At 60.8% G+C, this 13,689-nt stretch carries 11 protein-coding genes and 2 tRNA genes; 8 read left to right on the top strand and 5 right to left on the bottom strand.

Annotated features, from left to right (window positions below):
* Nucleotides 1–28: 28 nt before the first annotated feature.
* Both BUB62_RS11470 and BUB62_RS11465 read right to left on the bottom strand, forming a co-directional pair.
* Nucleotides 29–100 (bottom strand) — tRNA-Glu (locus BUB62_RS11470).
* Between the two features lie 200 nt (nt 101–300).
* A tRNA-Glu gene (locus BUB62_RS11465) sits at nt 301–372 on the bottom strand.
* Nucleotides 373–795: 423 nt separating this feature from the next.
* On the opposite strand from BUB62_RS11465, the gene gap reads away from it, so the two are divergent.
* From gap to BUB62_RS11450, 3 genes are all read left to right on the top strand, one after another.
* The gene (gene gap, locus BUB62_RS11460) at nt 796–1,803 is read left to right on the top strand and encodes a type I glyceraldehyde-3-phosphate dehydrogenase (protein ID WP_073110170.1); all 1,008 of its coding nucleotides are present in this window, start codon (nt 796–798) and stop codon (nt 1,801–1,803) included.
* Between the two features lie 288 nt (nt 1,804–2,091).
* Nucleotides 2,092–2,961, top strand: coding sequence for a diacylglycerol/lipid kinase family protein (locus BUB62_RS11455; RefSeq protein WP_073110168.1), 870 nt, complete (start codon nt 2,092–2,094; stop codon nt 2,959–2,961).
* A gap of 101 nt (nt 2,962–3,062) precedes the next feature.
* Nucleotides 3,063–3,404: a translation initiation factor gene (locus BUB62_RS11450; protein WP_073110166.1), complete on the top strand. Its 342-nt coding sequence runs from the start codon at nt 3,063–3,065 to the stop codon at nt 3,402–3,404.
* A gap of 86 nt (nt 3,405–3,490) precedes the next feature.
* On the opposite strand, the gene kdsB is transcribed toward BUB62_RS11450, so the two are convergent.
* Nucleotides 3,491–4,243 (bottom strand): 3-deoxy-manno-octulosonate cytidylyltransferase, encoded by a 753-nt coding sequence (gene kdsB, locus BUB62_RS11445; RefSeq protein WP_073110162.1) that lies wholly within the window; start codon nt 4,241–4,243, stop codon nt 3,491–3,493.
* Nucleotides 4,244–4,497: 254 nt separating this feature from the next.
* Here kdsB and BUB62_RS11440 point away from each other — a divergent pair, with 254 nt between their 5' ends.
* From BUB62_RS11440 to BUB62_RS11420, 5 genes are all read left to right on the top strand, one after another.
* Nucleotides 4,498–5,466 carry a LysM peptidoglycan-binding domain-containing protein gene (locus tag BUB62_RS11440; RefSeq protein ID WP_084539012.1) on the top strand — a complete coding sequence of 323 codons (969 nt, stop codon included), beginning with the start codon at nt 4,498–4,500 and terminating at the stop codon, nt 5,464–5,466.
* A 24-nt stretch (nt 5,467–5,490) separates the two neighbouring features.
* Nucleotides 5,491–6,258 carry a TIGR02757 family protein gene (locus BUB62_RS11435; protein ID WP_073110160.1) on the top strand — a complete coding sequence of 256 codons (768 nt, stop codon included), beginning with the start codon at nt 5,491–5,493 and terminating at the stop codon, nt 6,256–6,258.
* Between the two features lie 20 nt (nt 6,259–6,278).
* Nucleotides 6,279–6,953 (top strand): hypothetical protein, encoded by a 675-nt coding sequence (locus BUB62_RS11430; RefSeq protein WP_073110158.1) that lies wholly within the window; start codon nt 6,279–6,281, stop codon nt 6,951–6,953.
* Nucleotides 6,954–7,044: 91 nt separating this feature from the next.
* The gene (locus tag BUB62_RS11425) at nt 7,045–9,465 is read left to right on the top strand and encodes an endonuclease MutS2 (protein WP_073110155.1); all 2,421 of its coding nucleotides are present in this window, start codon (nt 7,045–7,047) and stop codon (nt 9,463–9,465) included.
* 125 nt (nt 9,466–9,590) lie between these two features.
* A complete protein-coding gene (locus BUB62_RS11420; protein ID WP_073110153.1) occupies nt 9,591–10,148 on the top strand; it encodes a cupin domain-containing protein in 558 nt (185 codons plus the stop codon).
* A 113-nt stretch (nt 10,149–10,261) separates the two neighbouring features.
* Here BUB62_RS11420 and BUB62_RS11415 read toward each other — a convergent pair whose 3' ends face one another.
* Nucleotides 10,262–12,556 (bottom strand): phospholipase D-like domain-containing protein, encoded by a 2,295-nt coding sequence (locus BUB62_RS11415; RefSeq protein ID WP_073110151.1) that lies wholly within the window; start codon nt 12,554–12,556, stop codon nt 10,262–10,264.
* 127 nt (nt 12,557–12,683) lie between these two features.
* Entirely contained in the window at nt 12,684–13,679 is a 996-nt protein-coding gene (locus BUB62_RS11410) for a hypothetical protein (RefSeq protein WP_073110148.1), read from the bottom strand.
* Nucleotides 13,680–13,689 lie beyond the last annotated feature (10 nt).

The following is a 13,689-nucleotide window of genomic DNA, read 5'->3' as shown; positions in this document are numbered from 1 at the left end:
TTTTTAATTCCTCAAAACGAGAAGGTAGTAGTCCGTAGGGGAATCGAACCCCTGTTGGTAGAATGAAAATCTACTGTCCTAACCCCTAGACGAACGGACCAGATAACGTGCCTGACTCGTTTTGATGATGCAAAGGTAACACCGCAACGGTTCGGTGCAATACCTGCGGCAAACTTCTGCGCATATTTTCAAGCTGGCAGCCAGCAAAAGCCAGAGCACGGGGCAGATGCCAGCCGGCGGCTCCTAAAATAAAAATGGCCTTCACCGGGCAGTGAAGGCCATTTCAAAACGAGAAGGTAGTAGTCCGTAGGGGAATCGAACCCCTGTTGGTAGAATGAAAATCTACTGTCCTAACCCCTAGACGAACGGACCAGATACTGTGCCTGACTCGTTTTGATGATGCAAAGGTAATAGCCGCAAGCGCCGCCGCAATACCTGGTTCCAAAAAAAAGTGCCTTAGCGAGCAAATGGGCTGACTTTCAAGGAAAAAGTTTTGCCGGACCAGAAGTGGGTACTGGGGTCGGCAGGGCTAATAGCTGCTGAGCTGGGCGTCTGAGATTTGCTGAAAACGTCATTTTCGTCCTGCTGACTCTATCGAAGCACCTCTACGGCTTCGTTGAATTGCACTTGCAACGGAGCGGTAGAGATGCTTCGACAAGCTCAGCAGGACAATACCTCAGCAGGGTTAGCACGAAGGTCAGGATTGATTTGGCGTTGTTGGCTGCTCCCTGTACCTTCGCTCCGCGTTTCCACCCGGCGCATTCGTGCGTCGCTAACCCCATTTTCCTCTCAATTATGGCTAAAATCAAAGTTGCCATCAACGGCTTCGGCCGCATTGGCCGCCTGACGTTCAAGTCGCTGCTCAGCCGCGACAATGTGGAAGTAGTCGCCATCAACGACCTCACCGATAACAAAACGCTGGCGCACCTGCTGAAATACGACTCCGTGCACGGCCGCTTCGATGGCACGGTTTCGTACGACGAGGAAAGCCTGACGGTGAACGGCGTGAAGATTGCCGCCCTCGCCGAGCGCGACCCCAAGCTGCTGCCCTGGGGCAAAATGGGTGTAGATGTAGTGCTCGAATCCACGGGCCGCTTCGTGGACGAGGCTGGCGCAGGTCAGCACATCACGGCCGGCGCGAAGAAGGTTGTGATTTCGGCACCCGCCACCGGCAACATCCCAACCGTAGTGCTGGGTGTGAACGAAGACATCCTGACCGGCGACGAAACCATCATTTCGAACGCCAGCTGCACCACCAACTGCCTGGCCCCCATGGCCAAGGTGCTCGACGAGGTTTTCGGCATCGAGAAAGGCTACATCACCACGGTGCACGCCTACACCTCCGACCAGAACCTGCAGGACGCGCCGCACAAAGACCTGCGCCGCGCCCGCGCCGCCGCCTACAGCATCATCCCCACCAGCACCGGCGCCGCCAAAGCCGTAGGGCTGGTACTGCCCACGCTGAAAGGCAAGCTCGACGGTCTGGCCATGCGCGTGCCCGTGCCGGATGGCTCGATGACCGACCTGACCGTGATTCTGAAGAAAGAAGCCACGAAAGAGCAGATCAACGAGGCGCTGAAATCGGCGGCCGATGGGGCCATGAAAGGCATCATTGAGTACACCACCGACCCGATTGTGAGCATCGACATCGTGGGCAACCCCCACAGCTGCATCTTCGACTCGGAGCTGACCTCAGCCAACGGCACGCTGGCCAAGGTAATCGGCTGGTACGACAACGAAACCGGCTACAGCACCCGCACCGCTGACCTGATCCAGAAGTTGGGTGAGGCCATGAGCAAATAATTGCTCCGGTAACCTAAAGTATGAGAAAGCCTGCCCGGTTCGGGCAGGCTTTTTTGGGTTTTGGCCGTAAAGCTCTGCGGTAGGCGCTTGTTTTCTGCGCTGTTGAAGCCGTTTAGCAATTTAAAACGTCTGTCATCCTGAGCAGAGCGAAGGACCTTATGCCAGTTAAACGACCAGCGCAACAACGACTCGTTCTCATCCCATAAGGTCCTTCGCAAGCTCAGGATGACAGACATTTTAACAGCGAAACATTCAACATTCAAAACTCAGCCTTCAACACCTCACTTCATGCCCCGGATCTGCTTCCTCATCAACCCCAAATCGGGCACCGACCGGCGGCAGGATGTGCCCGCGCTCATCGCGCAGCACATCGACAAGTCCGTGGCTGACTACGAAATCCGGCTCACGGAATACGCCGGCCACGCCGAAACGCTGGCCCGGCAGGCGGCCGCCGAGGGCTTTCGCACGGTGGTGGCCGTGGGCGGCGATGGGACGGTGAATGAAGTAGGGCGCGGGCTGCTGGGCACGGCGGCGGCACTGGGCATCGTGCCGCGCGGCTCCGGCAACGGGCTGGCCCGCCACCTGCGCATTCCGCTGGCGCTGCCCGCCGCCGTGCGCCGCATGTGCCGCCCCGAGTTTCAGCGCATTGATGTGGGCCACATCAACGGCCGGGCGTTTTTCTGCACCGCCGGACTGGGGTTTGATGCCCACGTCAGCAAGATGTTTGCGCAAGCTGGCACCCGCGGGCTGAGCACCTACGTGAAGGTGGCGCTGCGCGAATACCGCCACTACCAGCCCACCGCCGTTGCCGTGACGCTGAACGGCCAGACCCTGCACACCGACTGCTACGTGCTGGCCTTCGCCAATGCCGCCCAGTACGGCAACAACGCCTACATCGCGCCCCTTGCCGACATTCGCGACGGCCTGCTGGACCTGTGCCTGATCGACTCGCTGCCCATCGTGCGGGCGGTGCGGGTGAGCCTGGGGCTGGCGCTGGGCAATCTGCCCGCGTCCGGGGCGGCCGTGTTTCATACCAGCCGCCACATCCGGGTGCAGGCCGCCGCGCCCCTGGGCTTCCACATAGATGGCGACTACGCCGGCGACGCGCAGGAATTTGAAGTGGCCCTGACGCCGCTAGCGCTGGAAGTGGCGAAATAGTGAGATAGTGAAATGGTGAGTTTGACGTTCTATTGGCGCAAATTGCGCCGCTGAAACTGCCGGAACGTAAACTCATCATTTCACTATCTCACTATTTCGCCATGAAAAACCGCCGCAGCCGCGAAGGCATCGTGTATTCGACCAGTTCCGACTTTGAGTACCAGCACGCCGCCGACGAGGAAGCGGCCACGCTGCCGCCCCAGCAGCAGAACCTGCGCGTGCAGCTCGATAAGAAGTCGCGCGGGGGCAAGCAGGTCACGCTCATCACCGGCTTCGTGGGCAAGGACGAGGATTTGCAGGCGCTGGGCAAGCTGCTCAAAACCAAGTGCGGCGTGGGCGGCAACGCCAAAGACGGCGAAATCCTGATTCAGGGCGACTTTCGCGACAAAGCCCTGGCCGTGCTGCTGGAGCAGAAATACAAAGCCAAAAAAGCCGGAGGCTGAATCAATTGAAAATTGAGAATTAAAAATTAAAAACCGACCATTCAACTACTCCTGCGCGGCAATACTGGGCAGTAATTTTTTAATTTTTAATTCTCGATTTTTAATTGGGCCAAGGCCCGCTGCACATCTTCCGGCGTATCGATGCCGATGGTATCGAGCGTGGTTTCGGCGGTGAGGATGCGGTAGCCGGTTTCCAGCCAGCGCAGCTGCTCCAGGCTTTCGGCCTGCTCCAGCGCCGAGGGCGGCAGCAGGGTGATGTCAGCCAGTACGTCGGGGCGGTAGGCATAGAGGCCGATGTGGCGCAGGTAGCGGTGGTGGGCGAGCCAGTCGGTGGGAGCGTGCTGCCGCTGGAAGGGCAGGGGGTGGCGGCTGAAATACAGCGCGTAGCCCTGCGCATCGAGCACCACTTTGGGCAGGTGCGGGCTGAACAGCTCCTCGGTGCTGACGACGGGTTTCACCAGCGTAGCCAGCTGCGGACGGGGCTCGGCGGCGAACAAATCGACCAAAGCATTGATCTGGGCCGGATGGATGAAGGGCTCGTCGCCCTGAATGTTGATGATGCAGTCGGCTACCACGCCGAGCTGGCGGTAGGCGTCGAATACTCGGTCGGTGCCGCTGGGGTGGTCGGGGGCGGTGAGTACGGCCTCGCCGCCGAAGCTTTCCACGTGGCTCAGAATCCGGTCGTCGTCGGTGGCTACCACCACGCGACTCAGGTTGGCCTGCCGGGCCTGCTCCACCACGCGCTGAATCATGGACTTGCCGCCCAGATCAACCAGCGGCTTGCCGGGCAGGCGGGTGGAGGCGTAGCGGGCCGGAATGATACCGATGGCGTGGAGCATGGAAGCAGCTTGAGAAGGAGGAAAGGCCAGGAAACGGCCGAAAGTAGCGGGATTTTGGCGTTAGAAGCAAAGCGGTACCAAATTGGCTAAGCCCAGGGCTGCCTGGGTAGCGCAGCGGTTGCGCGGGGCCGGCCTCCCGTTTCGGCCCCGCAGCCAAGGATTATTTATTTATCTTTCGGCAGCATTTATTCCGCTTGCCACGGGCTGCGCCCCCTTTTTCAGTTTCCGTGGTCTTTTTCTTGCAAACCGTCCGTATGACCCGTTTTTCGTTGCTGTTTGCCGCTTTTGCCCTGTCTGGTTTTGCTGCTTCGGCCGCCGTGCGGCCCACCATCCTGCCCGATTCCATCGGCGTGGAGTATCGTAATAACAAAGTCCTGATCAAGCACCGCGTGATGCCGGGCGAAACGCTCTACGGCATTTCGCGCCGCTACAAAGTGCCCGTCGAGCAGATTGTGGAGGTAAATCCGAAGCTGGAAGGTGCCCTCGGGGCCGGCCAGATTGTGCTGGTGCCCCGCACCCGCGTGGTGATTTCGGCCCCCAGTGCCGCCAAAGCGGCTCCCACTGCTGCGGCTCCCAACCCGGCCGCCAAAGGCCTCACCACCGATGCCCGCGGCAACAAGGTGTACAAGGTGGAAAAAGGCCAGACGCTCTTCGCCATTGCCCGCCGCTTCGACCTGACGCCCGCCGACATTGCCCGCCAGAATAACATGGCCCCCAGCGCCGGCGTCCGCATCGGCCAGACGCTTATCATCGTGCCCGCCGGGGGCGCCTCCGCGGCTCCCGAAGCCGCCCCGGTAGCCACCGCGCCGGTGAAAGCCGCGCCGGTGCCCGCGCCCACCAACCGCCCTGAGCGCGACGACAACGACCGGGACAAGGAGAAGGAGCCGGCCGCCACGGCCAGCACCGCGCCGGCTCCCGCCAAGGAGGAAGCCCCCGAGCGGGCCAGCGAAATCGTGCGCAAAGTGACGGAAAGCGGCCTTGCCGCCGTGATTGAGGGCGGCGGCACCGACAAATACCTGGCCCTGCACAAAACCGCGCCGGTGGGCACCATCATGCAGGTGCGCAACATCATGAACGGCCAGTCGGTGTACGTGCGCGTGATTGGGCAGCTGCCGGATACCGGCGAAAACAGCAACGTGCTGGTGCGCATTTCCCGCCGCGCCGTGCAGAAGCTGGCCACCCCCGACTCCCGCTTCCGCGTCGAAACCTCCTACGTTCCGTAGGGGCGCGTTGCCCGCGCCCCCGCTATGACCCACGCCCAGACTCTGAATCTGCTGGAGGAACGCTACGACCATTACAACCGGCCGGCGTTCATCGAAAACGACCCCATCAGCATTCCCCACCGCTTCACCCAGCGGCCGGATATTGAAATAAGCGCTCTATTTGCCGCCCTGCTGGCCTGGGGCCGGCGGCCGACCATTATCAGCAAAGTCACGGAGCTGCTGCGCCGCATGGACGATGCGCCCCACCAGTTCATCACCCAGCACCAGGAGGAGGATCTGAAGAAGCTACTCGGCTTCTGCCACCGCACCTTCTGCGACACCGACCTGCTCTACTTCGTGCACTGGCTGCGCGACTACTACGCCGGGCACGATACGCTGGAAGATGCGTTTCTACAAGGAAACACCCAGCGTGAGCGGCTCGAAAACTTCCATACCCGGTTCTTCAGCCTCGAAGACGCGCCCCAGCGCACCCGCAAGCACGTGGCCACGCCCGCCCGCGGCTCGGCCTGCAAGCGCGTGAATATGTACCTGCGCTGGCTGGTGCGCCACGACGACCGGGGCGTGGACTTCGGCCTCTGGCGCCGCCTGCCGATGGCGGATTTGATCTGCCCCATCGACGTGCACGTAGAGCGCCAGGCCCGGCAGCTGGGATTATTAACCCGCCCCGTGGTGGATTGGCGAGCCGCCGAGGAGCTCACCGAAAACCTGCGCCGGTTCGATGCTGCTGATCCAGTGAAGTATGATTTCGCCTTGTTTGGGCTGGGGGTGGAGGAGAAAAATATTGGTAGTTAATACAAGCAATAAATAGAAAGATGAAAGAGTATACTATTCAGATTATGCGAACATGGGTTTTTGTGGCCATTTTCATGGGCACCCTTGTTCTATTTTTTGGAAGCATGGTGTTAGCCCGCGGACTAAATCTGCCTTGGGGTGTATTTCTTATTTGGGCGGCAGTTTGCCTGTTTGGTGGTTATTTGCTTATCAAGAGAGTGGCTATAGTCGCGAAACAGGTGACTTTGACGCCGGACCAATTGTCGATTCGTAGCTCCAAATCGGCACCGGATCAGCAGATTATGCTGGCAGATATTGCGTCTTTTCATTACCAGGAATTCAATGGCAACAAGACGTTCCGCTTGCGCCTGCGCTCTGGTCAAAAAGTGACTTTGGCGCACAACGATACTTTTTGCCCGGCTGACGATATTGTGGCTTTGGCAGCAGACTTCAGAAAGCAGGCGGCTGACTTCTCTACTGATCGGTCTGTGGGCATTACACGTGAGAAGACCTTCTTTGAAAAGCCAGTGGCGAGTGTAGTTGGCTGGCTGATTGTAGCCGGCTTGTGCTACTTCAGCTGGCACCTGCTGACGCACGGCGTCAAGGACGGGAAATGGGGCTCCGTGTTTATGATTTACGGGAATGGGCTGACGTATCTGGGGGCGTGGTTTGCTGCCCGCCAGAATAAAGCAGAAGCTAGCGGGGCGAATGATTAGCTAATTGATAATCCCCGCGAATCTTTCGCCCCGCCGCGAATGTTTACTTTTACATTCCTTCTCAATACCCCCTAATTACCCATTACCCGCATTGATTCTTCCTCAAAATTTCGAGCAGAAAATAGGCTTCGCGCAGCTGCGTGAGATGCTGGAGGGCCTGTGCCTGAGCGCCCTGGGCCGCCAGTTCGTGGCCAAGATGACCTTCCAGACCAAGCACGACCAGTTGCTGAAGCTGCTCCAGCAAACCGACGAGTTCGGCCTGCTGCTCAACAGCGGCGCCGACTTCCCCAGCCAGCACTACCACGACGTGCACCCGCACTTGGTGCGCGCCGCCCTGCCCGGCTCCTACCTCGACGTAGCCGCGTTTTTCGCCGTGAAAATGAGCCTGCGCACTATTCGCCAGGCGCTTACCTTTTTCACCCAGGCCGAGGAAAGCCTGTACCCGACCCTGCGCCTGCTGGGCATCGGCGTGCAGGTAGACCGCAACCTGCTGGCCGCCTTGGACAAAGTAGTGGACGACGAAGGCCAGGTGCGCGACAACGCCTCGCCGCTGTTGTCGCAGCTCAAGCAGGAGCTGATTGGCCGCCAAAGCCAGCTGCGCAAGCAGATTGCCGGCATCCTGCGCCACGCTAAGGCCGAAGGCTGGATTCCCGGCGATGCTGAACCGACCATTCGCGGTGGGCGGCTGGTGCTGCCCGTCATTGCCGAGCACAAGCGCCGGGTGAAGGGCCTGATTCACGACGAGTCCGCTTCGGGCCAGACGGTTTTCATCGAGCCGGAAGCCGTTTTTGAGCTGAACAACGACATCAAGGACCTCGAAAACGGCTACCAGCGCGAGCTGATCCGCATCCTGACGGCCCTCACTGACCAGCTGCGTCCCCACATTCCGGATCTGCGCAAGGCATACCAGTACCTGGGCCTGCTCGATTTCGTGCGGGCCAAAGCCCTGCTGGCCGGCCGCCTCGAAGCCACCATGCCCCGGCTCGACGCCCGCCCGCTGATCCGCTGGCAGACCGTGCGCCATCCGCTGCTCTACCTCACTTTCAAGGAGCACTTCAAGGACAGCCCCCGCGAAGTGGTGCCCCTGGATATTGAGTTGAACCCCGAGCGCCGCATTCTGCTGATCTCGGGGCCGAATGCCGGCGGTAAGTCGGTGAGCATGAAGACGGTGGGGCTGGTGCAGTATATGCTGCAGTGCGGCCTGCTCATCCCGGCTGCCGACGGCTCCGAGGCCGGCATGTTTGATGATATTTTCCTCGATATCGGCGACGAGCAGAGCCTGGAAAACGACCTAAGCACGTATTCCTCGCACCTGCTGAGCATGAAGCAGTTCGTGACGCTGGCCAACAAGCGCAGCCTGGTGCTGATTGACGAGTTCGGTACCGGCACCGAGCCCGCGCTGGGCGGGGCCATTGCCGAGGCCGTGCTGGATCAGCTCAACCGTGCCCGCGCCTTTGGGGTCATCACCACGCACTACACCAACCTGAAGAACTTCGCCGAGCGCACCGAGGGCGTGGTGAACGGGGCTATGCGCTACGACCCCGAGCGGCTGCAGCCGCTCTACCGGCTCGAAATCGGCAAGCCGGGCTCGTCGTTTGCCATCGAAATTGCCCGCAAAATTGGGCTGCCCAAGCAGATTGTGGAGCGGGCTACCCAACTCGTGGGCAAGGATAAAATCCGCTACGACCGGCTGCTGGAAGGCTTGGAAAAGGAAAAAGCCGACCTGGAGCTGCGTACCGCTGAAGCTACCAAAGCCGAGCGGCGCATGAAAAAAGCCGCCCAGGAATACCAGGACCTCAAAAAGCACCTCGACGAAACCACTCTCGAAGTGCTGCGCGATGCCAAGGCCAAAGCCAAGCTGCTGCTCAAGGACACCAACCAGCAAATCGAGGCCACCATCCAGGAAATCCGCGTCGGCCAGGCCGACAAGGACAAGACCAAAGACGCCCGTCAGAAGCTCGACACCTTCGTGCGCGAAAAGCTCCAGATAGAGCCGCCCAAGCCCAAAGCCACCCGCGAGCTGGCCGACGCAAGCACCCTAAAAGCCGGCGACAAAGTGGCCCTCATCGGCCAGGACGGCCACGGCGAAATCATGAGCGTGAAGGGCAAAACCGCCGAGGTTTCGTTTGGGGGCATGAAAACTATCGTGAAGGTGTCGCAGCTCGAAAAGCTGGGCCGGGCCGAAATCCGGGAGCGGGAAAAGAAGGCCGAGCGGGTCAGCTACGCCAATTCGGGCGCGGGCATCGACATGACCGGCCGCATGAGCAACTTCAGCCCCAACCTCGACCTGCGCGGCGAACGGGCCGAAGATGCCCTGCACAAGATCATGGCCTTCGTGGATGATGCCGTCATGTTCGGCATTCCCGAGCTGCGCTTCCTGCACGGCCGCGGCAACGGCGTGCTGCGCCAAGTGGTGCGCGACTACCTGCGCTCGGTGCGCGCCATTGCCAGCGTGCAGGACGAGCACGCCGACCGTGGCGGCGACGGCGTGACCATTGCGGTGTTGAGATAGGACCTTTCGCAGAAAGAATATATATTTATAAATATATATTCTTTCTGCCTTCGGGCTGCTGCCCCGTGCAACCGGCAGCCGCCCCTGGCAGGCAGAAGCAGCAGCAACCCTGAACTTCGCAAGCCATGAAAAGAAGAAACTTTGTGCTGTCGGGAATGACAATGCCGTTTGTTTTTCTGGCCGACCGGGCGGGCGAAACCAGCACCCGGCAGGCGGGCTTCCGCGTGAAAGCGGGCGAAGGTCGCTACCATGGCCATATTCAGCTCTCGGGCATCAATACTAATATTCTGGACGTGAAAGTGTCCGGCAAGGACACGCAGGGCAATCTGGCCATCTTTGAGCAAACCAGCCTGTCGCCGGGCAAGGGTGCCCCGCTGCATATTCATCCGGGGCAGGACGAGATTTTCTACGTGCTGGAAGGCAACTATTACTTCCAGGTGGGCCAGGAAAAATACTCGCTAACTACCGGGGAGTGCATATTTCTGCCCCGCAAAGTGCCGCATTCATGGCTGCAGATGAGCGAGAAAGGCCGCATGACCGTGACGCTGCAGCCCGCCGGCAAGCTGGAAGAGTTCTTCGTGGCCCTGGCCGCCTTCCCGGCCCCGCCCAACCCCGATGAGCTGGCCCGCCTCTTCGCCACTCACGAAATGCAGCTGGTTGGCCCGCTGGTGTCGCAGCGGTAGGGGCAGGAGCCGCCAGGTGCAAGCTCAGCAGGACGTCCCGCTTCTACTCCACGCAAAAAAGGCGGCTCCCCAAGTTGGGGAGCCGCCTTTTTTGCGTGGAATCAAGATGTAATCTACTCCACCACCACGCGGCTGATCTGCGTCGATTCGGGCGTTACGATCTGTACCAGATACAGGCCGGCGCGCAGCTGGGTGGCATCAATGCTCACATCCTGGCCGGTCAGCGGACGGGTTTCCGTCAGCACGACGCGGCCGGTGGCATCGCGCAGCGTGATGGTGGCCGTGCGGGCTTTGGCGGCTTCCAGGTGCAGCTGGAACTTACCCGTGGTCGGGTTAGGATAGATCTGCACGTTGGAGTTCTGCACCGTGCCGTTGCGGGTGGCCAGCACCAGAGCGCAGGGCGTGATGCCGCGGTTCTGATCGGTGATGCGGCGGTGGAATTCCTGGTAGTACTGATTCACGATGCGGGCATCGTGCACGATGAGCGTGTTTTCGTCGTTTTCGGTGTTAGCCGAGAGGCTCCAGTTGTGCGAGCCCACGAACACCTGCGGATCGGAAGCCGAAGCGCCGGCATCCATGATGGCGTATTTGTGGTGCATGATGCCGGCCACGTTATTTACCATGGCGCGGGTGCCGATGGCCGTTCTGATCGTGCGGAAGATGCTGCCCGAAGCGGTGCTGCTGGTCGTGTCATCCACCAGTACTTCCGAGCAGTTGGCGATGCCGCGCAGGTTCACCTGGTCGCGGATGGCGCGGCCGATGTCGCTCTGGGTGATGAGCATGGTGGCAATGTGCAGGTCGTTGTCGGCGGTCTGAATGGACTCGATGAGGCGGCCGTTCACGTTGTCGGTCGGCGAGAACCACGATTCCACCGTTTTGCCGCCAATGTTGAGGTAGTGCGGGGTGTTGTCGGTTTTGAGCGAGCCGAATACGGCCGTGCTCGTAGTACCACCGCCCCACATCTCGTCCATCTCCATGGTGTACACCTTCGCCAGCGACTGATCCTGAATGGCAATGGAGTTGTTGCGGTCCACGCTCAGCTGGCCGGGAGTCCAGTTGGTCGAGCCGGTCCAGACCCACGGAACGTTCGGGTTATTGTTGTTGGCATCAATAATCACAAACTTGTTGTGCATGATGTTCTGGGCCGTGGTGCGGCCCACGCGCCGGATGGCGGGGTTCAGGCTCTGAATGCTGACGTTGGTGTTGTCGTTCTCGAACAGCACGCGCACGGCCACGCCGCGGGTGTGGGCGGCATTCACGGCATCCAGAATCTTCTGGCTGTTCCAATTATAGATGGCAATGTCGAGCGTAGCGGTAGCCCGGTTGATATAGCGGGCAATGGTGTCGGCAATGGCCCCGTTGGGCAGGTACACGGCATTGTTGCCGGGCAGCGCCAGCGCGGTGTTCACCGCCGTGGTGAAGTAGCTGCGCATCTTACCCGAGGAGTTCGAGGCCGTAATCATAGGAATCAGGCGCGACTCGGACAGGCCCACCGAGTTGGTGGAGATGGCCTTCACGTAGTACACCGTAGCCGGCTGCAGGCCCGTGATGGCCAGGCTGTGCTGGGTGGTGTTGGTAGCGCCCGTCACCGACTGGAACGTGCCGGTAGGAGAGGTAGCGTACTCCAGCTTCGTGTTGCCGGCGTTCTGGGTCGTGAAATTCACCGTGAAGCCGGTGGTGCTGATGTTGGTAGGGCGTGGGGCTGTTACCAGGTTAGGCGTGCCGCCCTGCTGGAAATCGGCGTAGAGGCGGGGCAGCAGCTGGTAGCCGGTGGTGCCGGGAGCCGTGTTGGTGTATTGGCTCATGATGCCGATGGCATCGAATACGCCGGTCGGCGAGGGTTTGCCAATCAGGCCGGCCGCGCCCGTGGAGGCCGCGTTGATGTAGGCCGTCAGCGCCCCGTTGCCGTTGATGCGGTAGGTGGTGCTGGAGAAAGCCGACACGGGGGCGCCGGTGGTGGTGGTCACGGAGGTCAGGTTGTTCAGGCGCACCAGCTGGCCCTCATACCGCTCGGCGAAGGCCGTGGAGAGCGCCGAGGCCGGAAAGGCAACCGGAGTTGGCAGCGGCCGGTTGCCGGCCAGCACCGTGAACGAAGTAACCGGGTCAAACTCCAGCAGGCCCTTGTAGTCTTTGATGATGCCCGTAACGGAAATACTGTCGCCGGGGCGCACGTTGCTCATGCTCGGCGAGTAGGCCGCAATGCCGCCCGTGCCATCCTGCAGGTAGCGAATCACGCCCAGCTCCGGCCCGTTGGTAACCACGCCGCGCACCGTGACGGCGGCCGTACCGGAGGTATTGTAGGCCGGAGCCGCCGCCCGGGCCGCCGCAATGGTGATGGCCGTCTGGGCCATAGCCGACTGCAGACTTGCCCCGAGCGAAAGCAGGGCCAGAAGAGTAATTTTTTTCATGAAAGCCTTAAAAGTTGTTGCGAAGAAGCTGGGTGGAAAACAAGGCTGCAAATATGCTGATTTTCAGGCAATAAAACCTTGCTTCCGGATTAAGGAACGGTTATGAAATTCCGGAATAACCGCAAATCTACTCGTCGTCGCTGTCGGCCTGGGCGCTGCGGCCGCGGCCCGCGCTGCGCTTCTTGGTATCCGTGATGATGGGCACGGCCGGCGTGGCGGAAGTGCCTACGGCATTGGTCGACGATACCTTCACGTAGTACACGGTGCCGGGCTGCAGGTTTCTCAGCGCGATGTTGTGGCGGGTGGTGGGCGTGGCGTTCATCACGACGGTGCCCAGCGCGGAGGTTTTGCCGTATTCCACCTTCGTATCGCCGGCATTCTGGGTGTTGAAGGTGACGGTGAAGCCGTCACGGCTCATCTCGGTGGGCACGGGCTCGCCCAGCACGTTGGGCAGGCCGCCGCCCAGCACCATATCGCCGTAGAGACGGGGCAGCAACTGGTAGCCGCCCGTGCCGCTGGGCGAAAACTGCCCCATGACGCCGGTCAGGTCGAAGTCAGAATTAGGCGCGGGCTTGCCCACGATGCCCAGCTCGCCGGCCGAGGCATTGTTGGTGCGGATGGTAGCGCCGCGCTGCCCGTTGAGCAGGTAGTTGGTGTTGCCGTTGAAGGTGCTGATAACCACGCCGCTGGGCGTCGTCACGGCCGTATTCGACTTGATTTTGACCAGCCGGCCCTCATACTGCTCGTTGTAGAGCTGCATCATATTGGCCGCCGATACTTCTACCGGCACCAGGCGGCGGCCCGAGGCCAGCTTGCGCACGGAGGTCACGGGGTCCATTTCGAGCAGGCCGTTGTAGTTTTTGAGCGTGCCGCGCACCTCCACACTATCGCCGGCCACCAGGGCCGAGAAGCCCACGGCCGAGTTGGAGAAAGCCGCCAGTCCGGCCTGCTGATCCTGAATAAAGCGTACGGCCCCCAGCTCCGGGCCATTGCTCACGGTGCCGCGCACCGTAACGGTGGTGCCCGGCCCGGCCGTGCGGGCGGCCGACAGACTAATGGCCGACTGGGCCTGTACCCCGGTTGCCGTGCTCAGCAGCGCGGCGAAAAGCGTAAAGTTCTTCATGCAACAAAAA

Source organism: Hymenobacter daecheongensis DSM 21074 (assembly GCF_900141805.1).
Classification (GTDB): domain Bacteria; phylum Bacteroidota; class Bacteroidia; order Cytophagales; family Hymenobacteraceae; genus Hymenobacter; species Hymenobacter daecheongensis.
This window is presented reverse-complemented; position numbering and strand designations above follow the sequence as displayed.

What these genes read in the sequence shown, in the direction of transcription:
- gap (WP_073110170.1), top strand. Translation starts at nt 796, where the DNA reads ATGGCTAAAATCAAAGTTGCCATCAACGGCTTCGGCCGCATTGGCCGC.
- BUB62_RS11455 (WP_073110168.1), top strand. Translation starts at nt 2,092, where the DNA reads ATGCCCCGGATCTGCTTCCTCATCAACCCCAAATCGGGCACCGACCGG.
- BUB62_RS11450 (WP_073110166.1), top strand. Translation starts at nt 3,063, where the DNA reads ATGAAAAACCGCCGCAGCCGCGAAGGCATCGTGTATTCGACCAGTTCC.
- kdsB (WP_073110162.1), bottom strand. Translation starts at nt 4,243, where the DNA reads ATGCTCCACGCCATCGGTATCATTCCGGCCCGCTACGCCTCCACCCGC.
- BUB62_RS11440 (WP_084539012.1), top strand. Translation starts at nt 4,498, where the DNA reads ATGACCCGTTTTTCGTTGCTGTTTGCCGCTTTTGCCCTGTCTGGTTTT.
- BUB62_RS11435 (WP_073110160.1), top strand. Translation starts at nt 5,491, where the DNA reads ATGACCCACGCCCAGACTCTGAATCTGCTGGAGGAACGCTACGACCAT.
- BUB62_RS11430 (WP_073110158.1), top strand. Translation starts at nt 6,279, where the DNA reads ATGAAAGAGTATACTATTCAGATTATGCGAACATGGGTTTTTGTGGCC.
- BUB62_RS11420 (WP_073110153.1), top strand. Translation starts at nt 9,591, where the DNA reads ATGAAAAGAAGAAACTTTGTGCTGTCGGGAATGACAATGCCGTTTGTT.
- BUB62_RS11415 (WP_073110151.1), bottom strand. Translation starts at nt 12,556, where the DNA reads ATGAAAAAAATTACTCTTCTGGCCCTGCTTTCGCTCGGGGCAAGTCTG.
- BUB62_RS11410 (WP_073110148.1), bottom strand. Translation starts at nt 13,679, where the DNA reads ATGAAGAACTTTACGCTTTTCGCCGCGCTGCTGAGCACGGCAACCGGG.